The sequence below is a fragment of the Prevotella dentalis DSM 3688 genome (assembly GCF_000242335.1).
Lineage (GTDB): Bacteria > Bacteroidota > Bacteroidia > Bacteroidales > Bacteroidaceae > Prevotella > Prevotella seregens.
In genome coordinates, this window is record NC_019968.1 from 877,447 (window position 1) to 902,484 (window position 25,038).

Annotated in this window: 18 protein-coding genes; 7 read left to right on the plus strand and 11 right to left on the minus strand. The window is 59.0% G+C overall.

The annotated features are described in order from the left end of the window. The first annotated feature begins 20 nt into the window (after positions 1 to 20). A complete protein-coding gene (locus PREDE_RS10700) occupies positions 21 to 2,942 on the plus strand; it encodes an AraC family transcriptional regulator (protein ID WP_005847328.1) in 2,922 nt (973 codons plus the stop codon). 139 nt (positions 2,943 to 3,081) lie between these two features. On the opposite strand, the gene PREDE_RS10705 is transcribed toward PREDE_RS10700, so the two are convergent. The 3 genes from PREDE_RS10705 to PREDE_RS10715 all read right to left on the minus strand — a co-directional run bounded on the left by PREDE_RS10705 (position 3,082) and on the right by PREDE_RS10715 (position 5,095). Beyond that, on the minus strand, positions 3,082 to 3,645 hold the full coding sequence (locus PREDE_RS10705) for an NAD(P)H-dependent oxidoreductase (protein WP_005847330.1): 564 nt from the start codon (positions 3,643 to 3,645) through the stop codon (positions 3,082 to 3,084). Positions 3,646 to 3,671: 26 nt separating this feature from the next. After that, positions 3,672 to 4,301: a sugar O-acetyltransferase gene (locus PREDE_RS10710; protein WP_005847332.1), complete on the minus strand. Its 630-nt coding sequence runs from the start codon at positions 4,299 to 4,301 to the stop codon at positions 3,672 to 3,674. Positions 4,302 to 4,486: 185 nt separating this feature from the next. Further along, positions 4,487 to 5,095 (minus strand): DUF4840 domain-containing protein, encoded by a 609-nt coding sequence (locus tag PREDE_RS10715; protein WP_015310480.1) that lies wholly within the window; start codon positions 5,093 to 5,095, stop codon positions 4,487 to 4,489. Positions 5,096 to 5,397: 302 nt separating this feature from the next. Between PREDE_RS10715 and PREDE_RS10720 the strand changes: the two genes are divergently transcribed. The 3 genes from PREDE_RS10720 to PREDE_RS10730 all read left to right on the plus strand — a co-directional run bounded on the left by PREDE_RS10720 (position 5,398) and on the right by PREDE_RS10730 (position 9,312). After that, the gene (locus PREDE_RS10720; protein ID WP_005847336.1) at positions 5,398 to 5,958 is read left to right on the plus strand and encodes an RNA polymerase sigma factor; all 561 of its coding nucleotides are present in this window, start codon (positions 5,398 to 5,400) and stop codon (positions 5,956 to 5,958) included. Further along, entirely contained in the window at positions 5,955 to 7,202 is a 1,248-nt protein-coding gene (locus PREDE_RS10725; RefSeq protein WP_005847338.1) for a porin family protein, read from the plus strand. Before PREDE_RS10720 ends, PREDE_RS10725 begins: the two co-directional genes overlap by 4 nt. Before the next feature lie 88 nt (positions 7,203 to 7,290). After that, positions 7,291 to 9,312: a helix-turn-helix domain-containing protein gene (locus PREDE_RS10730; RefSeq protein WP_005847340.1), complete on the plus strand. Its 2,022-nt coding sequence runs from the start codon at positions 7,291 to 7,293 to the stop codon at positions 9,310 to 9,312. On the opposite strand, the gene PREDE_RS13940 is transcribed toward PREDE_RS10730, so the two are convergent. Next, positions 9,255 to 9,539, minus strand: coding sequence for a hypothetical protein (locus tag PREDE_RS13940; RefSeq protein WP_155801352.1), 285 nt, complete (start codon positions 9,537 to 9,539; stop codon positions 9,255 to 9,257). The genes PREDE_RS10730 and PREDE_RS13940 overlap by 58 nt on opposite strands. 149 nt (positions 9,540 to 9,688) lie before the next feature. On the opposite strand from PREDE_RS13940, the gene PREDE_RS10735 reads away from it, so the two are divergent. Genes PREDE_RS10735 through PREDE_RS10745 form a run of 3 tightly spaced genes read left to right on the plus strand, consistent with a single transcriptional unit; the run spans position 9,689 to position 16,938 of the window. Then, positions 9,689 to 12,751 carry a SusC/RagA family TonB-linked outer membrane protein gene (locus tag PREDE_RS10735; protein WP_005847342.1) on the plus strand — a complete coding sequence of 1,021 codons (3,063 nt, stop codon included), beginning with the start codon at positions 9,689 to 9,691 and terminating at the stop codon, positions 12,749 to 12,751. 34 nt (positions 12,752 to 12,785) lie between these two features. Continuing rightward, positions 12,786 to 14,414, plus strand: a complete 1,629-nt coding sequence (locus PREDE_RS10740) for a RagB/SusD family nutrient uptake outer membrane protein (RefSeq protein WP_005847344.1) — start codon at positions 12,786 to 12,788, stop codon at positions 14,412 to 14,414. Between the two features lie 40 nt (positions 14,415 to 14,454). Further along, positions 14,455 to 16,938 carry a glycoside hydrolase family 31 protein gene (locus PREDE_RS10745; protein WP_005847346.1) on the plus strand — a complete coding sequence of 828 codons (2,484 nt, stop codon included), beginning with the start codon at positions 14,455 to 14,457 and terminating at the stop codon, positions 16,936 to 16,938. A gap of 790 nt (positions 16,939 to 17,728) precedes the next feature. On the opposite strand, the gene PREDE_RS10750 is transcribed toward PREDE_RS10745, so the two are convergent. From PREDE_RS10750 to PREDE_RS10780, 7 genes are read right to left on the minus strand one after another with little or no spacing between them, the layout of a single operon-like run. Beyond that, positions 17,729 to 19,048, minus strand: a complete 1,320-nt coding sequence (locus PREDE_RS10750; protein WP_005847348.1) for an aminotransferase class I/II-fold pyridoxal phosphate-dependent enzyme — start codon at positions 19,046 to 19,048, stop codon at positions 17,729 to 17,731. Between the two features lie 52 nt (positions 19,049 to 19,100). Continuing rightward, on the minus strand, positions 19,101 to 20,264 hold the full coding sequence (locus PREDE_RS10755; RefSeq protein ID WP_005847350.1) for a glycosyltransferase family 4 protein: 1,164 nt from the start codon (positions 20,262 to 20,264) through the stop codon (positions 19,101 to 19,103). Positions 20,265 to 20,301: 37 nt separating this feature from the next. Then, the gene (locus tag PREDE_RS10760) at positions 20,302 to 21,237 is read right to left on the minus strand and encodes an aldo/keto reductase (protein ID WP_005847352.1); all 936 of its coding nucleotides are present in this window, start codon (positions 21,235 to 21,237) and stop codon (positions 20,302 to 20,304) included. Next, positions 21,228 to 22,226, minus strand: a complete 999-nt coding sequence (locus PREDE_RS10765) for a sugar-transfer associated ATP-grasp domain-containing protein (protein WP_005847354.1) — start codon at positions 22,224 to 22,226, stop codon at positions 21,228 to 21,230. The genes PREDE_RS10760 and PREDE_RS10765 overlap by 10 nt, the downstream gene beginning before the upstream one ends. A 54-nt stretch (positions 22,227 to 22,280) precedes the next feature. After that, entirely contained in the window at positions 22,281 to 23,339 is a 1,059-nt protein-coding gene (locus tag PREDE_RS10770) for a ketoacyl-ACP synthase III (RefSeq protein ID WP_005847356.1), read from the minus strand. Next, positions 23,327 to 24,805 carry a class I adenylate-forming enzyme family protein gene (locus PREDE_RS10775; protein ID WP_005847358.1) on the minus strand — a complete coding sequence of 493 codons (1,479 nt, stop codon included), beginning with the start codon at positions 24,803 to 24,805 and terminating at the stop codon, positions 23,327 to 23,329. The genes PREDE_RS10770 and PREDE_RS10775 overlap by 13 nt, the downstream gene beginning before the upstream one ends. Then, on the minus strand, positions 24,798 to 25,037 hold the full coding sequence (locus tag PREDE_RS10780; protein WP_005847360.1) for an acyl carrier protein: 240 nt from the start codon (positions 25,035 to 25,037) through the stop codon (positions 24,798 to 24,800). Before PREDE_RS10780 ends, PREDE_RS10775 begins: the two co-directional genes overlap by 8 nt. Position 25,038 lies beyond the last annotated feature (1 nt).

A 25,038-nucleotide genomic window follows, 5' to 3' on the forward strand; every position in this document is an offset into this window, starting at 1 on the left:
ACGTTACTTTTGCGACCGTTATGCCTAACCGCACAAACAACGCCATGTACATGCTCAAGCGTCTGCTTCAAATACGATGGGTCCTTTGCCTCTTGCTCTTCCCCCTGCCGGGGCGGGGCTACGAGGTGAGGGACTTTACGTTTTCACACGTCGGCCCAGGGGCCGGACTCTCGAGCCAGCGCGCCTTCTCGCTCTGCGAGACCACCGACGGCGCTGTCTGGGCAGCCACCAAGAACGGCGTCGACCGCAGCAACGGGGTCGCGGTGCGCTCCTATTTCCTGGCCGACGGGGAGCACAGCCGGTTTGCCGGCCGCGTGTTGAAGTTCGCCCATGCCTCCGGCGCCATGGAGCGGCCCTGCGTTTTCGACAACGAAGGGCGCATCTATCAGTACAACCGCATTCAGGACCGCTTTGACCTGCAGGCCAGTGCAGCCGCCCTGCTGCATGCCGCCGTGGAGCTGAACGACGTTTATGCCGCAGGGGGCACGCTCTGGCTGGCCACCGACCGCGGCGTCTTCTGGCTGCGGGACGGACGGCTGCGGCCCGTGTTCAGGGAGCCGGGCGTCGTGGCCCACCACGTCCTGCCACTGGGCGGCGGCCGGTTCTTCTTCTGCACCGACCGCGGCGGCTACCTCTACGGCCCCGCCGGGCAGTGCGTGCGCGTGCTGCCCGACAATGCCCTCGTGGCCCACTACGACGCCCGCCGCGACCGGCTGTGGGTGGGCACGTTCAACCGCGGCCTCGTGGTGGCCCGGCCGTCGGCCGCCGGCCCTTGGGCCGTGGCCCATGCGGGCCCCGGCATTCCCCACAATCCGGTGAGGGCCATCAGGCCCTGCGGCCCGATGATGCTCATAGGCATCGACGGCTGCGGCGTGTACCAGGTGGCGGCTTCGGCCGCCCTTGTCGTCGGCGTGGCCGGGGCCTCTGCCGCCCCCACCGCCCTCACGACGGCCCCGCGGCTGCTCTTCAGCGCCAACGACGGGCCCCACGGGGTGCTCTATGGCAACGGCATCTACGACATTCTGGTGGACAGCTGGGGCAACATCATCATGGCCTCCTACTCCGGCGGACTGGACATTGCGCGGCCCGTGGGCAGCACGGTGGCCATCTTCTCCCACATGCGCAACAACGCGCAGAGCATCATCGACGGCCACGTGAACTGTGTGATGCAGTACGGCGCCGACCTTTTGGTCATGGGCACCGAGGACGGCGTCAGCATGTTCAACACCGCACAGGGCACGTGGCGGCACGCGGGGCGCGGCCTCGTAGTGCTCGACGTCTGCCGGAGCCCCGACGGCAGGATTCTGGCCGCCACCTACGGCAACGGCGTGTGCGAGATAGGGCTGGACGGACAAGTGCGCCAAGCCTACTCCGTGGCCGGGGGCGTGCTGCGCGACGACCATGTCTACCGCATGGTCTACGACCGCGAGGGTAACCTCTGGATGGGCGCGCTCTACGGCCCGTTGGCGGTGAAGACGGCCGCAGGCGTGAGGTATTTCGACCTGCACAGCGTGTTTGTGATGAAGCTGCTCGCCGACGGCAGCGTGGCCGTGGGCACCACGCGGGGCCTCTTCCGTGTGCGGCTGGGCGACGCCCGACCGCAGGAGCTGCACTATGTGCCCCGCGGCGCAGCCGCTGCCAACCGCTACGTCACCGACCTGTGCGAGGCCCCCGACGGCCTTCTGTGGATTGCCACCGACGGCTGCGGCGTGCACATCCACGACCCTCGCACGGGCCGCACCACGCAGATCACCACCCGCCAGGGCCTGCCTTCCAACAGTGTGGGCAGCATTGTGCGCGACAACGCGGGCCGCTTCTGGCTGGGCACCGAGCGCGGACTGGCCTTCGTGGATCCGCGCCGGCCCGGCAGGGTGGTCAACGTGAGCTACTGCTACGGCCTCGACGCCTGCTATCTGCGCGGCTCGGTGGCCCGGCTTTCTAACGGCGACATCCTTTACGGCACCACCGAGGCGGCCCTCATCGTCAACCCGAAGCTCTTGCAGAAAGAGAGCTACACGGCCCGGCTGCAGCTGACGCGCGTGGAGGTGAAGGGGGTGGAGGGCCGCCGAAAGTCGGCCAAAGACCGCGAGCTGTTCAACGAGCAGGCTGCCAAGGGGCTGGCCCGCAACGAGATTTGGCTCAAGTACAGCCAGCGCACTTTCTCCGTGGCCTTTGAAAGCATCAACCATCGCAACCATTTTGACATCGTCTACCAGTACCGCTTGGGCGACAACAACTGGAGCGACGCCTTTGCCCAACAGTACGTCAACTTCGAGAATCTGGAGCCCGGCAGGCACCTTTTGCACATCCGTTGCGTGAGCAAGACCAGCCACGCCGTCATCGACGAGCGGACGATTGCCATCCACATCGCCCAGCCTTGGTGGAACACGTGGTGGATGTGGCTGGCCTACCTGCTGTTGCTCGCGGCGGCTTTCCGCGGCATGTGGTGGATGTATGGGCTGCACGGCAGGTACATGAAACTCGTGCAGGACAGTGCCAACGCCCATGTCCCCATCCACGTGGCCGCGCCGGCCCCCGAAGGCGCCGGCGTGAAGGAAGAGGGCGCCGTGGAGTTTATCAACAAGGCCACCAAGGCGGTGCTCGATCATATCACCGACACGGGCTTCACCATCGACAGGCTTTGCCGCGAGATGGGCATGAGCCGCACGGTGTTTTACATGAAGCTCAAGACCTTCACTGGCAAGTCGCCGCAGGACTTTGTGCGCGTCATCCGGCTCGAGCGGGCGGCTGCCCTGCTGCGCTGCGGCAAGTCCGTGGGCGAGGTTTCGGCGCTTGCGGGGTTTGACAACCCCAAGTATTTCAGCAGCGTGTTCAAGAAATACTTTGGCGTGCAGCCCTCCAGGTTCAATGCCCGGCCGGCCGGCGAAGCGGCGGGGGCGGGAGCCGGGCTTGGCGACGAGCCCGCAACGGCCGCGCGATGAGCCCGCAACGGCGGTGCGAAAACGGCGCGGACACAAGACGACGACGGCGTTATGGACTTGCCATAACGCCGTCGTGCGGGGATGTCCCGGCGGTGACGCATTCGCCGCGCCGCCGTGGGGGGGCGTCGGGCACGCCCTCCTATGCTGTCAGCTCGCGGAGCTGGGCCGCGAGTCTGTCGGCATGCCGGCGGGCGAGGGCCTTGATGTTGGCCAGCTGTTCGGGGTCGGTGCGCAGGGCATACGACACTCCTCCGGTGTACACATAGTCCTGCAGGTCGAGCTGGCACAGGCTGGCCGTGGCCTTGATTTGCGACATAAGTATCTCGTCGACGGTGTAGCCCAGTGCCTCGTGGCTGTACCAATCGGCCGTAGCACCCGTGGTGAACGAGGCGATGAGCTTCTTGCCTTTCAGGGCCGTGCCCGTGGAGCCGTGGGCAAAGCCGTGCACACACACCTCCTCGACCCAGCGGTGGAGCATCGACGGCAGGCTGTACCAGAACACGGGAAACTGCCACACGATGACGTCGGCCTCGACAAGCTTCTGCTGTTCGGCCGCCACATCGATGCGAAAGTCGGGGTAGAGCTCGCTCAAGATGGAAAACTTGGCCTCGGGAAACTGGCGTTTCAGCTCGTCGAGTACCGTGTTATTGGCCACCGAATCTTTCAGGTCGGTGTGGCCGGAAACAATTAGAACTTTCTTCATGATATGGAATAATGTTGCAAATCGGGTCAGTCCGCGGGTGTGTGCCGGCCGTTCTGTCGGGGGCTCTGCCCTGTTGGTTCCTGCCCGTGTGGCCGTGCCGGGGTGTCGAGCCGCCGTTTCACCACAGCCGGATTGCCGGCCACGAGGCAGTCGTCGGGTACGTCACGAATCACCACTGACCCGGCGGCCACGATGCAGCGGCGGCCGATGGTGACGCCGGGACACACGATGACGCCCCCGCCGAGCCAGGTGTCGTCGCCGATGGAGATGGGGTAGGAGGTCTCGCGGGTGCCTCGCCGCGCCTCGGCGTCGAGCGGATGCTGGGGCGTGAGCAGCTGGCAGCCGGGGCCAATCTTCACGTCACGACCGATGGTGACCGTGGCGCCGTCGAGGATGGTGCAGTTGTAGTTCAGAAAACTGCGCTCTCCCAGCGTGATGCCGTTGCCGTGGTCACAGTGGAAAGGCGGGCACACACAGCTGCTGTCGGGGATTCCCGGAATGACCTCGCGCAGGGCTTCGCGGAAGCCGGGCGAGGTGATCGTGAGCTGGTTCAGGCGTAGGCAGGCCTCCTTGGCGTGGGCCAGGCTGGCGTTGATTTCGGGGTCGGAGAAGTCGTAGAGCCGCTGCGACCGCATCTTCTGGAATTCGCTGTCCATCTTTGGGTGGGTGTCGGGCCGCCCGGCATGGGGCGGCGGTGTGGCTGCAAAGGTAGCAAAAAAACGGGTAGACGGTGCGTTGCGCGCCCGAAATGTTGAAAAATAAAATGCCCGTACAGCGGCGTATGGGGTGCGCGAGGCTGTACGGGCGTGGTGAGGCTGCCTTATGACGGCCTCGGATAGGCCTACTTCTTGGTGGCCTTGAACAGAAGCGGGGTTGCTTTCTTGATGAGCCGGGGCTGCAGCTTGCCGTCGATGTAGACGCCGCCAGCCACGATTTGCATCTGAAGCGTCTTGTTCGTGGCGTTGTAAGCACCGAGCGAACCACTATTGTTGACGTAGAACGCCACCACCACGTCGTGTTCTTTCTTCTCGGTGCCGTAGGCAAACTTGTAGGTCAGGCCCTTGGGATTGATGAGGAAGCACGCCGGCGACACGCTGTAGAACCCGATGTAGCACTTCATGCTCTGGGCTTGCTGCTGGGCCAGCGCCTTGCCGAGGGCTTCGTCCGAGATAGCCGGAACAAGCGCCTGGGCCGGCAGATTGTCGATGGTCATCACCGAATCGGTGGCGATGGTCCAGTTCACGTCGAGCGTATCGGTGACATCTTTCGCATTCTTGGGGTTGGTAGCGGGGAAGATGACGGAGCCCTTGTAAGTGCCTTTCACAGTTTCAAAAGCCGCCTTCACCTCTTCTTTAGTGAGGCTCTTGGGGCTGTCGTTCTCGGTACAAGCGTTGAAGACCAGTGCGGCGGCGCAGCAGGCCGCCATGGAAATGATTTTTAAGCTTTTCATTTTTCTGTTAAATTTTGGCATTTGTATTTCTTGTTGCTGCCCCTTAAACGGCGTGGTGTGGGAAACCTTGCACGGCCAATGCGATTTTTTTAGGTATTGCCCGTTTTTTCTTGGCCGTGCGCCGCCGATTCGCTAACTTTGTACACAAATAGCCGCCGCCCCGCCGGGCCGGTGGGGCTACACCTTATTATATATGTTTTTATGCGGCGCGCCACGCAAGGTTTCGCCTGGCACGGCATTTCAGGAGTGAAGACCGGAGAGACCGTGCACGGGCCGCCGCCCAGCCGCCGACGGACGTAACCATGACCGTACAGACCACAGACAACGAAGAGCAGCTCGTGCAGCTATTCCGCCAGGGCAGTCCTCTGGCCATGGAGAGGCTGTATGCGGGCTATGCCAGCTACCTCACGGGAGTCTGTGCACGCTATGTAACGGGCGACGCCGACCTGGCCGACGTGCTGCAGGAGAGCTTCATCAAGATCTATACGCAGCTGGAGCGGTTCAGCTATCGCGGCCCCGGGTCGCTGCGGGCATGGATGGCACGCATCGTGGTGAACGAGAGTCTGCAGCTGTTGCGCCGGCAGAAACGCGAGGGAACGGTGGTGCTCAACACTGACCTGCCCGACCTGCCCGACGAAGATCCCGACACGGAGGGGCTGCCGCCAGAGGCGGTGATGACCTTGTTGCGCCGCTTGCCCGAAGGCTACCGCACCGTGCTCAACCTCTATGTCATCGAAGGACGGAGCCACAAGGAGATAGGACAGCTGCTCGGCATCAGGCCCGACAGCTCGGCCTCGCAGCTCCATCGCGCCAAGAACATGCTGGCGCATCTCATCAACGAATACAAGAAAGGCAAGTCATGAACGACGAATGGATGAACAAGCTGAGGCAGCTGGCCGACGATTACGGCCCCGAACCGCCCGCCGACCTGCCCGCACGCATCAGCCGCGAGCTGGCGCGGCGCGGTGTGCAGCCTGCCGGAGCCCGCGTGGTGACGTTGCGCCGTTGGGCCGTGGCCGCCGTGGCTGCCGCCGCCGTGACGGTGGGAGTGGTCTTCTGGATGCGGCCCGCTGGGCATCGTGACCTGCCTGCCGGAACTATGGTGGCCCAGCGCGGGCCAGCCGCCAAGGCCGCCCACAGGGCGGGCGGCGGCCACGGCGCGGTCCCCGGAGGGGCAGAAGCGCTCGTGGCATCGGCTCCTTTGACCCAGGCCTCAAGGGCCGTCGCGAAGCCTGTGGCTGCCGCCGACATTGCTTTGGCCGCCGGGCCGCCCGACGTGCCGACTGCCGACGAGACTGTAACAACGCCCCCGGCCGCCACCCCGGCCGAAGCCTCGGCCGGGAGGGACACCGTGAGGCGCGTGCGCCGGAGCCGCTTCACCGACGATGCCGCCCCGCTCCTGGCCTCGGCCGACCTGCCCCGCGACTCCCGTGCATGGCGCGTGGGTGCCTTCTATGGCGGTGCGGGCGGCTCGGGTGCGGGCCCCACGGCCTCCCAGGAGCCGCTGGGCGACTTCTCGCAAGCCAGCTATGCCGACGCCGGTCTGCCGTACGACGCTGCCAAGCTGCAGGCCGTGCGGGCCCCCGAGACCGACGATCCCCCGACGACCACCCACGAACACCACCACCAGCCCCTGCGCGTGGGCCTCTCGGTGAGCCGGCGACTCAACGCCCGCTGGAGCTTGCAGACGGGCCTTGTCTACAGCAAACTCAGTTCCGAACTGGTTCAGGAGCAGCGCGGCGTGATGCAAAGCACCGTGCGCCAGCGGCTCCACTACGTGGGATTGCCCCTCATGGCCAGCTACAGCCTGTGGCGCACGCCGCACGTCAACGTCTACGCCTCGGCCGGCGGATGCGTGGAACAGCTGGTGAGCGGCCGCCAGACGGAGGACCACAGCGACCGTTCGACCCGCGTGAGCGAGCACCGACCCGTGTTCAGTCTGCTGGCGACGGCGGGCGTGGAATATCTGGCCACGCCGCGGATGAGTGTCTTTGCCGAGCCCGGCGCCGCCTGCTACCTGCACAATGGCAGCGGCGTGCACTCGGCCTATACCGACAAGCCGCTCGGCCTGCACCTCAATGTGGGCGTGCGGGTGACGGTGAAATAGGCGGGTTTGAGTTTTTTAACGTTTTACGGTTCTTTCTCCTCCGGCGTGGTTTAGCGGTTTTACGATTTGTTTTCGTAAATTTGCACGTATGACCGCCCGGAGACATTTGCTGCTGCTTCCCTTGTTGTTCATCCTCGCGCCGGGGGTGGGAGGCAGCGCCGCCACCCGTGGGGCCACGGCCGTGGACGAGGGCGAATCGTCGCCGTCGGTGCGTTCGGCCACGCGCATCTTCTATACGCTGAACCGCCAGAACGGCCTTTCCGACAATGGTATTTTGCAGATGATTCAGCTCGGCGATGGCCGCATGGCGGTCTATACCGAGCGTGGCGTCAACGTGTACAACGGGCAGAACTTCTGCCTGGTGCCGCTGCACAAGGGGCTGCGCACGCCCCTGCGCCGCTACGATGGCGAGACGCACCTCTACCTCGACCGGCAGGAACGGCTCTGGATCAAGGACCATTATGCCGTGACCTGCGTGGACCTGCAGCGTCTGCGCCCCATGCCCGCCCCGCTCGACTCGCTTCGCCGCTGGGGCGGCGGGCTGCCACCCGAAGACCTCTACATCGACAGCCATCACGACACATGGGTCGTTGCGGGCCGCAGGCTGCGCAACATCTGCACCCGCCGCGACTATCTCATGCCCGATTCGCTGGGCCGACTGCAAGACCTGGACGTGTGGGACGGCCGCCTCTACACCTTTTTCAGCACGGGCATGGCCGTGGACTACGACCTGCGCACCGGCCGCCGGCTGCGCGTGGCCACGGCCTACGGCCCGGCCGACGCCCGGCTTTACCAGCGCACCTCGCTCATTGTGCGCGGTCCCCACCGCATGTTCTACCAGATTCGCACGAGCCGGCACGAGACCATTTTCCTCGCGTTCGACACGCGCCGCTTCCGCTTTCGCGAGCTTTACCGCTCGCCCTACATCCTCAACACGCTCAATGTCACGCCCGACAACGTGGCCCTGATATGCAGTCTGCGCGGTTACCTGCTCTTCGACCTGAACCGCGGGGCCCGCTGCCGGGAGTTCCGCACGGTGTCGCTGCCCGACGGCAGCACCCTCACCGACGGCATCAACACCATTTATCCCGACCATCAGCAAGGCGTGTGGCTGGGCACTTACCACAACGGACTGCTCTACGCCTCGTCGCTTTTCAACCTCTTCGACACGCGAACCCTCAACATTCCCGTGTGTCCCATCCTGACCAACGTCTACCTTGGCGGCGAGGAGCTGCGCATGGGGCGGGCCTACGGCGGCCGCGTGCTGCTGCCCACGGACACGCCCTACCTGCAGCAACTGCGGTTGGGAAGCGGCCAGCGCGACGTGTCCTTCAAGTTCACGACGATGAACTACGTGCGGCCCCGCGGCACCTGTTACCGCTACCGCTTCGATGGCGGGGTGTGGCACACGGTGTCGGCCGACAGCCATCCCGGCGTGGTCAGCGACCACGGTGTGATGTATCTCTCGTTCACCCGCCTGGCTGCGGGCGACCACACGCTGCAGGTGCAGGCCTCGACCAACCCGCGGCGGTGGGTGGGCACGGTGCGCACGGTGCACATTTCGGTGGCGCGGCCGTGGTGGGCGTGGCCCGGCGTGTGGGCGGGCGCGGTGGTGCTGGCCGGCGGAGTGGGGGCCGGATGGCTGCTGAGGCGGCGGCGCAAGGAGGCCGCGGCCGGCACGGAAAGCCCGGTTTTGTCGCCGCAGCGGCCACAGGCGGAGCCGATGGCCGCGCTGTTCAGGCCTTTGAGTCCCGTGTCGGAGGCTCCGGCAGAGCCTGCGGCTGATGTCGCGGCCGCGCAGCCCGATTTCCTGCAGCGGGCCGAGGCCCTCGTGCGGCGGCATCTGGCCGACGGCGAGTACGGCGTGGAGCAGCTGGCCAACGACCTCTGCGTGGAACGGACAGGCCTTTACAAGAAGCTCACCGCCCTCACGGCCGACACCCCCGTGGCCTTTATCCGCAACATCCGGCTGGACGAAGCGGCCCGCATGCTGCGCCAGGGGCGGCACGGCGTGAATGAGATTGCCGCACAGTGTGGCTTCAACAGTCCCAGCTACTTCGCCAAGTGCTTCAAGCTCAAGTTCGGCATGAAGCCGTCGGAATACCAGTAATTCCTTTTCTTCGCTGCCTTGCGGCATGGCCGTGGGCTGCGCATGCTGCGGGCGCGGCGCTGCAACCGCCGCGCGATGAGGCCGCAATCGTCGCGCGAAAATGGCGCAACCGCATCGCGTCGAGCCGTTTTTCGCCGGGCGTTTTCCCGTTTTTCGGCTTGCGTTTTTGCCGTTTTCCGTTGCTGAACCAAGGGAAAATCAACATACGTTACATCCCAAATCTTCATTTGTTCTATCCTTTTTCGGGGCCGAAACCCTAACTTTGCAACCGTCGGGCAGGCGTATGTCGCCACCCCGTCGGGCCCCGTGCCGTGCCCGTGCGGCCTGTTGCCAACCATTCATCATTCATCATACAACCTAAAATTACGCAATCGACATGAACCTAAAGAAGAACCTCATCCTTGCGTCGGCGGCCGTCTGCTGCTCCGTGGCCGGAGCGCACGCCCCGTCGCAACCCGCAGCCCATGCGGCCGGCACCCCCGGCCGGCTGCCCGTGCAGACCATGAACACCGCGCCGCGGCCAGCGCCCACCCAGGCCCGCCACCAGGTGCAGGGCACCGTGACCGACGCTGCCGGCGAGCCCATCATCGGCGCAACCGTCATGGAGAAAGGCACCGGCAACGGCACCGTGACCGACCTTGACGGCCGCTTCTCCCTCACGGTGGCTTCCGCCCGGGCCACGCTGCAGGTGACATACATCGGTTTCGCCCCGCAGGAACTGCCGCTCAACGGCCGCCGGAATGTGGCCGTGACGCTGCAGGAAGACAACAAAGTGCTCAACGAGGTGGTGGTCATCGGCTACGGCACACAGCGCAAAGGCGACGTGACGAGCTCCGTGGGCAGCGTGAAGCGTGAGGACTTCACGGCCGGTGCGGTGAACGATGCCGGGCAGCTGATACAGGGAAAGATAGCCGGCCTGTCGGTCACTAATCCCAACGGAAACCCTGTGGGCGGCACCGAAGTGTCGCTGCGCGGCAGCACAACCATCCTTGGCGCATCGACCAATCCGCTGATTTTGATCGACGGCGTGCCGGGCGACTTCAACACCGTGGCCCCCGAAGACATCGAGAGCATCGACGTGCTGAAAGACGGCTCGGCCGCGGCCATCTACGGTTCGCGCGGCACCAACGGCGTGGTGATGATTACCACGCGCAAGGCCAAGGGCGAGAACATGAACGAAGTGCAGTACAGCGGCTACCTCACCATGACCCATATCGTGAAGAAACCCGACTTCTGCACGGCCGCAGATTACCGCCGACAGATTGCCGACGGGCTGCGCGACGCCTCCTGGGACCTGGGCAGCGACACGCGATGGATAGACGAAGTGCTACGCACGGGCGTGAGCCACGTGCACAATCTCTCGTTCAAGGGCGGCACACCGCAGACCAATTACATCTTCAACCTGAACTACCGCAAGCTCCAGGGCATCTTCCACAAGTCGGACAAAGAGGAGTTTCAGGGCCGTGCCGAGGTGAACCACAGCATGCTCGACGACATGCTGCGCTTCAATTTCCAGCTTCTGGCCAACAAGAGCGGCTACACCTCGACCACCGACGGCGGCAGTTTCGACACCTACAGTTGGCGTCAGGCGATGATCCACAACCCCACGGAACCCACGCGGAATGCCGACGGAACCTGGCGCGAGAACACCGGCATCTTCAACTACGACAACCCGCTGGCCCGCATCTACGAGGCCGACGGCAGGCAGGACGTGCAGCAAACGCGGGTGAGTTCAAACATTACTTTCAACCCCATCAAGGTGCTCACGTTCAACGCCCTGCTGTCCTACGACAAGACAACACGCAGCGGAGGCTACTACGAGACCAAGCAGCACATCTCCAATATCCGCGACGGCCGCAACGGATATGCCTCGACCGGCAGCTCGTCGACCATGACCAAGCTCGTGGAGCTCACGGCGCAGTATCACCAGTCGTTCGGCAATCACTCGGTGCAGGCCCTTGCGGGCTACAGCTATCAGGCCGGCAACTACAACCAGCAGTACGAGCGCAACTACAACTTCCCGACCGACCGGTTCAGCTGGCACAACATCGGGGTGGGCCAAGCACTCAAGGAAGGCAAGGCCACGGAGTACAGCTACTGGCTCGACACCAACCTCATCGGCTTCTTCGGACGCGTGAATTACAACTACAAGAACCGCTACCTCTTCATGGCAAGTCTGCGTCATGAGGCCGCGAGTCAGCTGGCAGGCACCAGGCAACCCTGGGGCAACTTCCCGTCGGTGTCGCTCGGTTGGCGCATCACCGAGGAAGATTTCATGCGCCGCCAGCAGCTCTTCGACGACATGAAGCTGCGTGCAGGCTACGGCGTGACGGGCTCGCAGCCCAGCGAATCGTTCCTCGGCCGCTCGCTCTTGGGCTATGGAGACTACTACCTTTACGACGGCAAATGGATACGTGCACTCCAGCCTACGCAGAACGCCAACGACAAATTGAAGTGGGAAGAGAAGCACGAATACGACGTGGGACTGGACTTCAGCATGCTCGGCTACCGCCTCAACGTGAGCATAGACTGGTACTATCGCCTCATCAAGGGCCTGCTCTACGACTACTCCGTGCCCTCTCCCCCCAACCTTTATACCACTACCCGCGCCAATGTGGGCGAGATGAGCAACAACGGTCTGGAGGTGATGGTGGGTGCCATTCCGGTGAAGACGAAGGACCTGACGTGGAACGCCACGCTCACTTTCTCGACCAACAGCAACAAGTTGAAGAGCCTATCGAACGACCTCTACCAGGCCTCTTCCGACTATTTCATGGCCGGATGGATCGAGGAGCCGGTGAAGACCGAGTCGCACATCGTGCGCATCGGCCACCGTGTGGGCGACATTTACGGCTTCAAAGTGGTGGACGTGGACGAGCAGGGCAAGTGGATTTACGAGAACAGGGACGGCCAACGCGTGGGTTACGACGACTTCACGCACAGCTTTGAGGACAAGCAAGTGCTGGGCAACGGCGTGCCCAAGTGGTACCTCGGCTTCAACAACCAGCTGCGTTACAGGCAGTGGGACCTGGCCGTGAACATGCGCGGGGCCTTCGGCTTCCAGATTATCAACGGCACACGGATGTTCTATGAGAACCGCAGCCGCCAGGACTGGAACCGCCTGCGCTCGGCCTACGACCCGGTATTCGGCAAGGCCGTGCTCAACACGCTCTGCTCGGAGGAGTTCAACAGCTACTATGTGGAGAACGGAGACTACTGGAAAATAGACAACGTCACGCTGGGCTATACCTTTGGCCGGCTGGGCAAGTATGTCAAGGCACTGCGCCTTTACGCCACGGTGAACAACGCTATCACCATCAGCGGCTATAAGGGCATCGACCCGGAAGTGTCGGCAGCGGGCCTGAACCCCGGCTACGACAACCGCGACATCTTCCCCCACACGCGTTCGTTCACCTTTGGACTGAACGCCACTTTCTAACCGCCACACTGCCAACTTTAAACAAAACCGAAACATGAAAACAAGAAACCTGCTCTATACCTGCCTTGTAGGGGTTGCCGCCCTCCTGGGCACAGCCTCCTGCACCAGGCTGGAGGACACCAGCTACAACCGTATTGTGGCCGACGGCTTCGAGCCGACCGACGAGGATGTGGCCTCGCTGCTGTCGTCGGGATACGTGTCGTGGCGCAAGACCATGCTGCTCTGGAACGGCGTGGCACGGGCCGAGATGCTCTGTACAGACCAAGACGTGATTCCCGCAAGGCCCAACGGATGGGTGGATGGCGGCGTGTACAAGCGCATGCACCAGCACAAATGGACCAGCGAAGACGACATTCCGCTGCAGTCGTGGGTGCGCACTTACGACGGCATCAACGCCTGCAACCGCGTGCTCTACCAGATAGAGTCGGGACAAATCAAGCTCGGCGACCGCCAGACGGCCATCGTCTCGGAGCTGAAAGTGCTGCGCGCCTCGTACTATTACCTGCTCGACGACCTCTTCGGCAACGTGCCCATCGTGACCCGCTTCGACGTGCCCGAGGGATTCCTGCCCGACCAAAGCAGCCGCAAGGACGTGTACGAGTTCGTCGTCAAGGAGCTCACCGAGAACATTCCCAACCTGAGCGAGCGCGTGGACAACGCCTATTACGGCCGCTTCAACAAGTGGGCCGGATACGCGCTGCTGGCCAAGATGTACCTCAATTCCGAGGTGTTCTCAGACGGAACGCACCAGGATTACGACAAGTGCATCGAGGCATGCGACCTGGTTATCGGCAGCGGCAAGTATGCGCTGGAGGCCACACGCAAGAACGTGTTCGTGACCAACAACGAGAAGTCGCGCGAAATCATCTTCGCCCTGCCGTTCGACGAGACCTACGTGGACGACTGGAACGCCTTCGACTTCCACATGTACTCGCTGCAACCCGAGAACCAAGCCACCTACAACTTCCAGGCCACGCCCTGGGGCGGCGTCTGCGCACTGCCGCAATACATCGACACTTTCGACCCCGACGACCGCCGTCTGCGGGATGACTTCATCGCCGGCGTGCAGTTTTCGGCCACGGGCGACACCCTGAAGTGCACCATGGGCAACCTGGTGGGCCGCCCGCTCGACTACGTGAACCACGTGAACAGCATCGACGGCTCCGAGGAAAACCAGGGGTTGCGCTGGGGCAAGTTCGAGTATGCACAGGGCATCACCAACCGGTTGAGCAACGACTTTCCCCTGCTGCGCTATGCCGACGTGCTGCTGATGAAGGCCGAAGCCCTGCTGCGCACCGGCCGGGCCGACGAGGCCGCACGGCTGGTCACCGAGGTGCGCCGCCGCAACTTTGCCGACCTTCCCGAGAAAGCCGCCGTCAGCGGCAGCCAGCTCGAGGGCACAACCTGCTACGACTACGGCCGCCGCGACGACTCCCGCACCACCCACGACGGGGCCCAGGTGAAGTATGGACGCATGCTCGACGAGCTGGGCTGGGAGTTCTCGCAGGAGGGCCGCCGCCGGCAGGACATGGTGCGCTTCGGCGTTTTCACCACGCGGGCCTGGTTCTCGCACGACGCCAGCGACGCCACGCGCAACCTTTACCCCATTCCGAACAGGCAGATTCTGACCAACGGCAAGCTGAAACAGAACCCCGGCTACTGAGCCCGGCGGCCGCAACCCCAACGTTTTTAAAACCCATTGCATGATGAGAACCTTCTTGCGTTACCTCGTCCTCACGCTCCTCGCCCTGGCCACAGGCCCGGGCGCAGGGGCCGAGAGCATCGGCTTCGGCTGCCGGAAGCAGCTGGACGGCCGCACAGTGAGCATCCAATTCTACTCGCCCACCATCGTCCGCGTGAGCGTATGGCCCGGCAGCGGGGTGGGAGAGAAGAAGAGTTATTCCGTCGTGGCCCAGCCCGGACAGGGCCTCGGGCGCGGCATAGACCGGTGCGAGGCCGACGGGCGGCTGACGTTGCAGTCGGCCCGCATCCGCGTCACGCTGAACCTGGCCGACGGAGCCGTCACCTTTGCCGACAGCACGGGCCGCACCTTGCTACGCGCCGGGGCGGCCACGCTCACGCCCTGCACCCATGCCGTGGACAGCGGCAAGTACGCCGTGAGCCAGGAGTTCACGCTGGAACCCGACGAAGCAGTCTACGGAATGGGCCAGTTGCGCGACACGGCGATGAACCGGCGCGGCCGCGACGTGGAGTTCTGGAACCACAACACCTACATCTCCATCCCCTACCTGACCAGCGAAAAGGGCTACGGACTCTACTGGGACAACGCCGGACGCTCGCGCTGGACCGACTCGCCGGCCACGGGCCGCACCGTCTTCTCGAGCGAAGTGGCGCCCTGCGTGGACTATTACTTCCTCTATCGCGACGGCACGCAGGACGGCGTCGTCGCGGCTATACGACAGCTTACGGGCCGCGCCACGATGTTCCCGCTCTGGGCCATGGGCTACTGGCAGTGCCGCGAACGCTACAAAACGAGCGACGAGCTGGCCTCGGTGCTCGACGAGTTCCGCCGCCGACGGTTGCCGCTCGACGGTATTGTGCAGGACTGGCAGTACTGGGGCTGCGACTCCAACTGGAACGCCATGCGCTTTATGAACCCTTACTATATCAATAAGGTGGGCGACCCGGAGTGGCAGAAATACCTGCCCGCCGACATGCGCAGCCTGCCCGCACGGCAGACGCCGCGGCTGAAGAGCCCCGAAGAGATGGTGGACTACGTGCACCGCAACAACGCTCATCTGATGATAAGCGTGTGGGCCAGCTTCGGGCCCTGGACGCCGCAGTACCGCGAACTGGAGAAAATCGGAGCGCTCTACCCCTTCGACACCTGGCCCCGCCGGCAGGGCGTGATGCCTTACGACGCGTTCAACCCCAAGGCGCGCGACATTTACTGGCGCCATCTGTCCCATCTCTACGGCATGGGCATGGATGCCTGGTGGACCGACTCGACCGAGCCCGACCACTTCGAGCAGCCTGGCGACGACGACTGGCTCACGGCCGACGGCTCGTGGCGCAGCGTGAAGAATGCGTTCCCCCTGGTCCACAACCGCGGCATCTACGACCATCAGCGCGCCCTGCGCGGCAACGGCAGGCGCGTGTTTCAGATGACGCGCAGCGGAACGTTCGGCATGCAGCACTACGGCGCGTTCTCGTGGAGTGGCGACATCGCGGCCAGCTGGGACGAGATGAAGCAGCAAGTGCCCTCGGGCCTCAACTACACGCTCTGCGGCATCCCCATGTGGAACACCGACCTGGGCGGATTTTTCTACTGGGGCTTCGAGCAGAACCCGCACAACGCCGCCCTCAAGGAGCTGCAAACGCGCTGGATGCAGTGGGGCGTGTTCATGCCATTGATGCGCAACCACTGCTCCTCGCCGATGGTGAGCGAGCCCTGGCGCTTCGGCGACGAGGGCGACTGGTGCTACGACGCCATCCGCGCCGGCATCCGCCTGCGCTACCGTCTGCTGCCCTACATCTACAGCACGCTGGCCGACTGCGTGCTCAACGACGGCAGCATGATGCGGCCGCTGGTGATGGACTTTCGTGCCGACCGCCGTGCCGCGCGGCTCAACGACGAGTATCTCTTCGGCCGCAGTCTGCTGGTGAAGCCCGTCACCGACCCGCTCTACACGTGGAAAGACGCGCAGAAGCGCGGCCACCTCATCTATCCCGACCTGCAGCGGGCCGCGGCTCCGGTGTGCGTGTACTTGCCAAAGGGCTCTGCCTGGTACGACTTTTGGACGAATGAGCGGCACGACGGCGGGCAGGAGCTGCTGCGTCCGTGCCCCATCGACATCATGCCGGTCTATGTCAGGGCGGGCACGGTGATGCCTTTCGGCCCCGATGTGCAGTACAGCTCGGAGAAGCCCTGGGACGACCTGGAGATACGTGTCTACCCCGGTGCCGACGGCTCTTTCACGCTCTACGAGGACGCTGGCGACGGCTACGACTACGAGCGCGGGCAGTATGCCACCATCCGCTTCGGCTACGACGATGCCGCGCACCGTCTCACCATCGGCGCGCGCCGGGGGCGTTACAAGGGCATGCTGGCCCGCCGCCGCTTCCGTGTGGTGCTGGTGGGGGCAGACAGCGGCCGCGGCGACCAGCCCATGCAGGGTGCGCAGACTGTGGACTACGACGGCCGCGCACTCTCGCTCATGCTCTGAACCCGCGCGGGGAGGCCGCGCCGCGGGGCCTCCCCACCTCTCCTATGGGTTGGTGTAGGCTGACTATAGGCCGGGATTGGACGGGTTATAGGACTGTATAGGCCGGGCTATAGGGCCAGTATAGGCGTCTTATAGGACTGTATGGGCTTGTTTGTAGGCTGTATAGGCCGGGCTATAGGACTGTATAGGCTGGTTAATAGGATTGGTATAGGCCGCCATGCCTCTTTCTTTACGCCGTCATCGCTCTGCGTTGACGGCGTAATCGTCGCGCGTTTGCGGTGTTGTCGCCTTGCGTTTGCGGCGTGAAGACAGAGCCTTGAGCGGTTTTAGACAGGATGGCCCGTTGTTCATCGTTGTTGCCGGTTGTCTTTTAGACAGAACAAGGGGTGGTTTTAGACATAACAACATATTGAACATATAGCTGCGCGACGGGTTTTTAGACAGGATGGCTTGTTGTTTATCGTTGTTGCCGGTTGTCTTTTAGACAGAACGAGGGGTGGTTTTAGACAGAACAACAGATGGCCCCAATTTGCTGCACGATTCTGTTACTATGTCTAAATCTCCACTGCGCAGCAATATGTTCAATATGTTGTTATGTCTAAAACCACCTCTCGTTCTGTCTAAAAATCATGTTTAACACGCAGGGGGATAATACAATTGTAGGGACATACGCCTTGTATGTCCCTACAATGAATGGTGCAGATGGACACACATTGCGTGTGTCCCTATATGCCAACCGTGGTTGTTTGGTGTCTTGCCTCTACAATATGTCCCTACATATCACCGGCTTTTACATAATGGCCGCCTTGATGCGGTCGACGATGTAGGCGGCATTCTCGTCGGTGACGAGCGGTCCGCTGGGTAGGCAGAGCCCTATTTTGAAGAGCGATTCGGAGACGCCGTTGACGTAGGCCGGGTAGTCGCGGTAGACCGGCTGGCGGTGCATGGGCTTCCAGAGCGGGCGGCTCTCGATGCCCGCTTGGTCAAGAAACATGCGCATGGCCTCGACATTGTCGTTGGGTTCGCAGTCGGTATGGGCCCGTCCGGTGGCATGCACCACGCCGGCGGCACCGCCCACGGCACCGTGTACGGCCTCGGCGTAGGCCCGCTCCTGCCCCGCCACACGGACAGACGGGTCGATGGTGATGGTGTTGAGCCAGAAATTGGAGTCGGCGTGGGCGTTGGGGTTGTCGTGGAAAGCGATGCCCGGCACGTCGCGCAGCGCCTCTCGGTAGTATGCCGCCAGGTGCTGATGGTGGGCAATGTGGGCGTTGAGCACGGTCATCTGTCCGCGGCCGATGCCGGCGCAGATGTTGCTCATGCGGTAGTTGTAGCCTATTTCCTCGTGCTGGTAGTAGGGGAAAGCCTCGCGGGCCTGGGTGGCGAAGAACATGATACGCTCTTTGCTGGCCGCATCGGGGCAGATAAGGGCGCCGCCGCCCGAGGTGGTGATCATCTTGTTGCCGTTGAAACTCAGCACGCCATACTGGCCGAAGGTGCCGCATACCTGCCCGTCGTAGCGCGAGCCGAGGGCTTCGGCAGCATCCTCGATGAGGGGAATGCCGTATTTTTCGGCCACGGCCATGATGTCGCGAATCCTGGCCGGCATGCCGTAGAGGTAGACCACGATGATGGCGCGCGGCTTGCGGCCCGTCTTTTCCATGCGGTCGCGGATGGCCGTCTCGAGCAGTTCGGGGTCCATGTTCCAGGAGTCGGGCTCGGAATCGACGAAGACCGGCGTGGCCCCCAGGTATCTCACGGGGTGGGAGGAGGCGCAGAATGTGAAGCTCTGGCACATCACCTCGTCGCCCGCCCGGACGCCCAGAGCGACGAGAGCCAGGTGTACGGCCGACGTGCCCGAGGCCAGGGCCACCACTTGCTTTCGCTCCAGCGCTTCCTCCATCCCGCTTTGCTCTCCCTTCCTGCTGGAGGAGCCGGCGCCGTCCGGCGCTGTTCCGGTGACGAATTGCTTCAGGTCGCTCTCAAATCCGTTGACGTTGGGGCCCAGGGGCACCACCCAATTGGTGTCGAAAGCCTCCTGCACATATTTCATTTCATTGCCCGACATGTGGGCCAGACAGAGAATGATTCGCTTTTCTGGTTTTTGCATGGTGTCTCTTTTCAGACTTTTTGATTTGTTTGGATTGTTTGTAGTACGTGTGTCAGAGGCTTTGGTACATCTGCAAGGTGGCCTCCCAGACATCCCGCTGCTCGTAGCGCGACGTAATCATAGCACGTGCATTGCGGGCCATTCGCCCTACCTCGGCAGGATGTTCCACAAACCACCGCATGGTATCGTAGAGTGCGGCCTCCATCTGCTCGGAGCCTTCGGCAAGCGGAGCGGCGATAATCTTGCCGTTCTGCCCGTCTTTAATGATTTCGTTGCAGCCGTTGATGTTTGTCACGATGCTTGCCACATCCATGGCTCCGGCCTGTATGGGCACGTTGGGGAATCCCTCGCGATAGCTGGGGAACACCAGCGCGTCGCTGATGGCAAGGTAGGGTCGCACGTCGCTCTGCCAGCCGGCCAGGCACACATCGGGCGAGGTGCGGAATTCTTGCTCGCTTTGCCGGTCGATGGGGTCTCCCTTTTCAAAGGAGCCTACAATCAGCAGCTTGGGGCGTCGGGGAAGCTGACATGCCGAAAGGCGGGCAAAAGCCCTCGCCAGCTCGTCCATGCCTTTGTCGTGGACGATGCGCCCAATGAAGACAAACACGAAGTCGTCGTCGGCCAAGCCCAGAGAAGTCCGGCTCACTTGCTCCGTTCCACCTGACAAGGCCTTGCGACTGAAGAATGCAGTATCAATGCCGTTGATGTTGCCGTGATGCAGTACGGCAAGCGGTTTTCGCGTGATATGGTCGTGCTGCAGGGTGTGGAGCACTCCTTGTCCCTCGGGTATGACCTTGGTGGCAAAGAGGCACGAGAGGCGTTCCATGGTCTTGAGGATAAGCCGCAGAAGTCCGTGTGCTCCTTGATAACGCAGTCCCGTCACGGTGTAGATGCGATGGGGCACCCGGGCCAGCCATCCGGCCGCCAAGCCAAGCAGCGATCCTTTCGGCGTGTTGCAGTGCAGGATGTAGGGCCGTTCCTGCCGCAGAAAGCGGAAGAGTGCAAACAGCGAGCGCACGTCCTGTTTCAAGGATATTTCTCGGCTCATGGGAATGTCGGCTACACGGATGCCTTCACGGTCGCCGATGCCTTGAAGTTTTCCAGAGTTGGAAGCCACGCCTATAACCTCATAGTAAGCTGACAGATATTTTAGCTGACCTTTTAATAGGTTACCCAGAGAGTAATCCATGGTTGCTAATCGTACCAACTTCCTCATGTTTTGTTGCTTTTTATTAGAGGTTTATACGACAGAATTATTTAAAGCCATCCCAACTTTTGTATTTGCGCGGGAGTCCTCGAAAAGCGTTATACGGATTATAGTTGAGGAAGTGCCCCTTATCCAATGAATCTATCAAAGCCATCTCTGTATCGTCCAAAGTAAAATCATAAAGCGAAATGTTCTGCTTTAGATATTTAGGATTCCAAGTTTTAGGAATGATGATGATGTCCTGCTGCAGGAGCCACTTAAATATAATCTGTGGAATAGTCTTGCCATATTTCTCTGCAATAGGGCGGATAGTCTCATTTTCCGTAAGTTCTTTTCTTGGTTCATTTGAACGGAAGTGGCTCAATGTAGCCATTGCTTCAACCTGAATACCTCGTTCCCGGCAATATTGAATCAGTTGCTTCTGTGTATTCAGTGGACTGATCTCAAACTGATTGACGGCAGGCACAATGTCTGATACATCTTTTAGAGCCTCTAAATGTGGAGGTAAACAGGAACATACGCCTATCGCGCGAATTCTTCCGGCCTTATAATATTTGGTCAGTTCCTTATACATTTTCCGATAAATCGGCCATGGCCAGTGAACAAGAAATAAATCTACATAATCGGTTTGAAGATTCTCAAAAGATTCTTCAATCGCCCTGCTAATGGATTTGAATGAGCGGACATTGAAGATGCTGTGTTTGCCATACCAATAACCGAAATAATAAAGTGCATCGGCATTCACTTTCGTCGTGATAAAGACATCTTCGCGATGGATTCCATTTTCCTTAAGTGCCTGTGCTATCTCTGTCTCGTTGTGATACCTCCAAGCGGTATCGAACTGCCGGTAGCCCATTTCATATGCTTCGGCCAGTGTTCTGGATAGTTTCTCTTTGGGAATGAGGAATGTTCCAAGCCCATGTTGGGGCATCTCTACCCCATTGTTCAATACGATATTTTTCATTTGTTGTTCTATTTCCATTCTAACATTTGGTACCAAATACCCTTTCCTGTTGCAATTTGCGTGATGTCTTCACCTGGAGGGATATTGCCTTCCAGAAGTTCCAATCCGTTGTCTGTTATGGCAATATCCCATCCCACGTATCTGGCGGAGGGTTCTTCCCAGACCAAACTTGTTATCAGTTTCATGCAGTCTTGGAACTCTGGAATAGGGAAGCCTTCAAAAACGACATGAGAGGAGGGATGGCGCTCATACTTCACATTGTTCATTCCGTAGGCAAACTTGGTGAGTTGACCTGTAGAAAGATTAATGGGGCAGGCCATTCCACCATCATGGTAGTTGTCCGTAAAGCCCTTTCCATTTCCAAATCTCAGTAAAGCCGCAACGACATGCAGTTCCTGCCTTTGGTCCAGCACCGTCACAACTCGGACTGTATTCAGCGAGTTATTGGCTATTTCCCGTATGCTGGAAGAATTGGAGATACATTCTTCTATAATAAAATCTTCGCCTGCTGATATACGCTTTCTGAGTGTCTGTTCCGAGGACGAATATTCGGGAGAGTATCTGTCAAGTTTCAAAATTCCATGTCCGCCGTAATCTGTCAGGGGCTTGGCAACGCACACATCATGTGTGTGTAGAAATATATCTATCGTCTGCCTTGAATGTTTTGTTGTTGATACCCATGCCCTGTGTATATATTTGGCGAAACGCTGGTTGAATGCAGCCTTGTCCAAGAACACTTGATAAACATCGGGCGAGGTGAAAGCAAATCGTAACTTGTCATTTCTCCGAAATGAGATATATGACTTGCGTTCATCAGTTGTTTTGTTCCAAAACTCGAATGTACGGTAATCGTTGAAGTCGTCTCCCCATAGGAGATAACAACGAATGAGGTCAAGGAAAATAAGGAAGCGGCATTTATCAGGCAAGATGGACAAACAAAGTTCCTTGCTGTTTGCCCAGCTGGCTTGCACGTACTTGAAGACGGTTATTACTTTATGCAATTTCATCTTATGCAATAACAGACGTGATACAAAAACTCACAGATGGCAAACTGAATATTCCTAATAGACAACGATGTCGGAGCAAACGGCATGCTCTATATACAGTTCCATGCTTGCCCATGCCAGTCCGATGCCAAATCCGGAGGCTATGCAATGATTTGTCCGTGTTGTCAGCTCCTTTTGGCATCTTGCAACAAGAGTCAAAGGAATGGAAGCACTGGTTACATTACCATATTCGTCAAGACTATAAGGAACTTTTGAGGAATCGACCTTCAGTGCTTTCCGGATTTTCTCGTCAATAAACTTGTTTGCTTGATGCAGAACCAAATAATCTATGGTATCCATGTCGATGGAGAAAGTCTCTATCAATTCCTTGATAGATTTCGGGGGACGAGAAATTGCGAAAGCAAAAACATCCATACCGTTCACAATCATATCTGTACCCTTGCGAATGACTCCTGGCTCAAGTTCTTCTTCCTGAAGAGACTCGGGGGTGGTTGGAAAGCGCATCCCGCCATACTTGGTCCAGATGGCTTGATAGCCGCTGCCGTCAACGCCAAAAACAAAATTTATGGGTTTGGCAGTGGGTGAGTATTCAAGAGCCGTGACCGTAGCTGCATCACCAAATAGTGGTCTGACTGAACGATCGTTTTTGTTTCTATTTTTTGAGTTGGTCTCTGCATTAATCATCAAAGCTCGTTTAAGATTGCCATTTTGAAGTAGGGCCGCCACCACGCTGATGCCATGTACAAAGCCTGAACAGCCAAAAGGTAGGTCCATCACAAAACATTTGTTGCTTAGTCCCAGTCGATCCTGGAGGATACACGATGTTTGTGGAGCAATAAAATCACGGGTTTGACTTACAAATGCCAGACAATCTATGCTGTCTTTTTCCCAATGTAAGTCTTCCAGTAGCTTTTCTACGGCTTTCACGGCCAAGTCTGAAGATGTAACTCCCTCTTCTGCTATATGGCGTCTTATGATACCCGTGGAGTTGATGACCTTTTCAGCTTCCTTAGTATCCTTGAAAATGGGCAAGCCTATGTTTTCTTCAACTTTTGAGGGCACGCAAGCAGACAGTCCTGCAATCCTCACATGATTTATTGTTAGTTTAGACATGAATGTTCCTTTAATAATAACCTTTGTATTTTCCCAGAGCTGGTTTTAGGAATGCTTTTAATCCATTCAAAGAACACGGGTACTTTATAAGGCTCCAGCTTACCTGAAATTCGTGAGCGAATTTCATCAAACGATATGTCTTCTTTGCCTTTCACCACGAAAGCCTTGACAACTTCACCCAGGATACCATTGGGATCCTTGACAGATATACAAGCACACTCACTGACTCCCGTCTTCAGTATAGCCTCTTCAATTTCTGTGGGACTGACTTTCTTGCCTCCAATATTGATGAGTTCTTTTTTGCGACTGACCAAATAATAATTGCCATCCTGTCCTAAATACCCCCAATCACCAGTTCTGAAATAAGAGCCAAAAAACATCCCCTCATTATCTTTGGGAAGAAAATAGCGGCTCATTACAATGTCTCCAGACACCGTGATTTCACCCTGTTCTCCCATAGGCACTTCATGCCCGGCCTCATCTCTAATCTTCACAAGGACTTCAGAAGAAGAGGGAGCACCGATTGTGTTGAGACAACCTTGTTTGTCATGAAATTCCATGAATAAAGCCCGGGAGGCCTCCGTGAGTCCATAGTGCATACAAATGCGAGTGTCTGGGAACAGGGCAAGTAATTCTCGTTTGTCCTCAATGCTCATGGCAGCACTGCCTATCTCTATGTATTTAATTTGTTGACTATATTTAGAAATTCGGTCTCCACTTAATTTTTGAATATACGCCCATACGGCAGGAACCATTCCAAAGCCAGTAATCTGATATTTTTCTATCGCTTCAAAAAATAATTTCAAGTTTGCAAAGTTCCCTAACAAAACCAAAGACGTACCTTGGAGAAGGCAACATCTCATCCGACCAAGACCAAAAGAATGGCTCAGCGGAAGAGCCAAGGCTTCTATGTCTTCTGCTGTATTTCCTATAAAGGCATTGATGTTTCTCGCAGAAGAGAAAATATTCAGATGCGACAGACATACACCTTTAGGTTTACCAGTGGTACCAGTGGTAAACATGATGTCTGCAGTATCAGTAATATTACAAATGCTTCCACTTTTCTTATAAGAAGGCATGTTTGATAAGGAAAGGGGAAACTCTTGATGCAAACATCCTTTAATTGGAGTCTTAAGACCAAAACTGATTTTCGGGTGAGTAATATCGACGATATATTCCAGTCGTTCTTTCCTCATGGCAGGATCGACGACGACATTGATGGCTCCAAGCATGTGGGAAGCAAAATAGACGAAAACAAAATCAATTTCTTTGTCTGCCGATAGGATAACCTTATCACCTTTTTGAATTCCCTTTTCTTGTAGGAAAGAAGCTGTTTTCCTGATAGCGATGAACAATTCATGATATGTTATGCGTCTTTTTGCTTCCTCTAATGCAACTTTATCAGGTATATCAATTGCATTCTTTGCCAAGGCCTGTAACAGTGGGCTGTAAAGGAGATCACTCATTCTTTATCTTTTTTACAACTTGAAAGATGTTCTCCACAGTCGTCATTTCAAAAAGATTGTCCAAAGGAATCTCTATACCCAATTTTTCTTCCAGATGACTGATAATGGTAAGATTTCCTACGGAATCCCACTCTGGTATGTCTCCAATGGACAAGCCCTCGTGAATCAAGTTGATATCAACATCCAGGGCTTCGCTGATTATCTGGTAAATCTGTTGCTTAGTATTTCCCATA

Excerpts from the sequence above, each read along its gene's own strand:
- PREDE_RS10700 (WP_005847328.1), top strand. The coding sequence starts at position 21 with ATGCCTAACCGCACAAACAACGCCATGTACATGCTCAAGCGTCTGCTT.
- PREDE_RS10715 (WP_015310480.1), bottom strand. The coding sequence starts at position 5,095 with ATGAAAAGCTTAAAAATCATTTCCATGGCGGCCTGCTGCGCCGCCGCA.
- PREDE_RS10780 (WP_005847360.1), bottom strand. The coding sequence starts at position 25,037 with ATGGGAAATACTAAGCAACAGATTTACCAGATAATCAGCGAAGCCCTG.
- PREDE_RS13940 (WP_155801352.1), bottom strand. The coding sequence starts at position 9,539 with ATGAAGATTTGGGATGTAACGTATGTTGATTTTCCCTTGGTTCAGCAA.
- PREDE_RS10765 (WP_005847354.1), bottom strand. The coding sequence starts at position 22,226 with ATGAAATTGCATAAAGTAATAACCGTCTTCAAGTACGTGCAAGCCAGC.
- PREDE_RS10750 (WP_005847348.1), bottom strand. The coding sequence starts at position 19,048 with ATGCAAAAACCAGAAAAGCGAATCATTCTCTGTCTGGCCCACATGTCG.
- PREDE_RS10755 (WP_005847350.1), bottom strand. The coding sequence starts at position 20,264 with ATGAGGAAGTTGGTACGATTAGCAACCATGGATTACTCTCTGGGTAAC.
- PREDE_RS10730 (WP_005847340.1), top strand. The coding sequence starts at position 7,291 with ATGACCGCCCGGAGACATTTGCTGCTGCTTCCCTTGTTGTTCATCCTC.
- PREDE_RS10710 (WP_005847332.1), bottom strand. The coding sequence starts at position 4,301 with ATGGACAGCGAATTCCAGAAGATGCGGTCGCAGCGGCTCTACGACTTC.
- PREDE_RS10725 (WP_005847338.1), top strand. The coding sequence starts at position 5,955 with ATGAACGACGAATGGATGAACAAGCTGAGGCAGCTGGCCGACGATTAC.
- PREDE_RS10705 (WP_005847330.1), bottom strand. The coding sequence starts at position 3,645 with ATGAAGAAAGTTCTAATTGTTTCCGGCCACACCGACCTGAAAGATTCG.
- PREDE_RS10745 (WP_005847346.1), top strand. The coding sequence starts at position 14,455 with ATGATGAGAACCTTCTTGCGTTACCTCGTCCTCACGCTCCTCGCCCTG.
- PREDE_RS10760 (WP_005847352.1), bottom strand. The coding sequence starts at position 21,237 with ATGGAAATAGAACAACAAATGAAAAATATCGTATTGAACAATGGGGTA.
- PREDE_RS10740 (WP_005847344.1), top strand. The coding sequence starts at position 12,786 with ATGAAAACAAGAAACCTGCTCTATACCTGCCTTGTAGGGGTTGCCGCC.
- PREDE_RS10720 (WP_005847336.1), top strand. The coding sequence starts at position 5,398 with ATGACCGTACAGACCACAGACAACGAAGAGCAGCTCGTGCAGCTATTC.
- PREDE_RS10770 (WP_005847356.1), bottom strand. The coding sequence starts at position 23,339 with ATGTCTAAACTAACAATAAATCATGTGAGGATTGCAGGACTGTCTGCT.
- PREDE_RS10775 (WP_005847358.1), bottom strand. The coding sequence starts at position 24,805 with ATGAGTGATCTCCTTTACAGCCCACTGTTACAGGCCTTGGCAAAGAAT.
- PREDE_RS10735 (WP_005847342.1), top strand. The coding sequence starts at position 9,689 with ATGAACCTAAAGAAGAACCTCATCCTTGCGTCGGCGGCCGTCTGCTGC.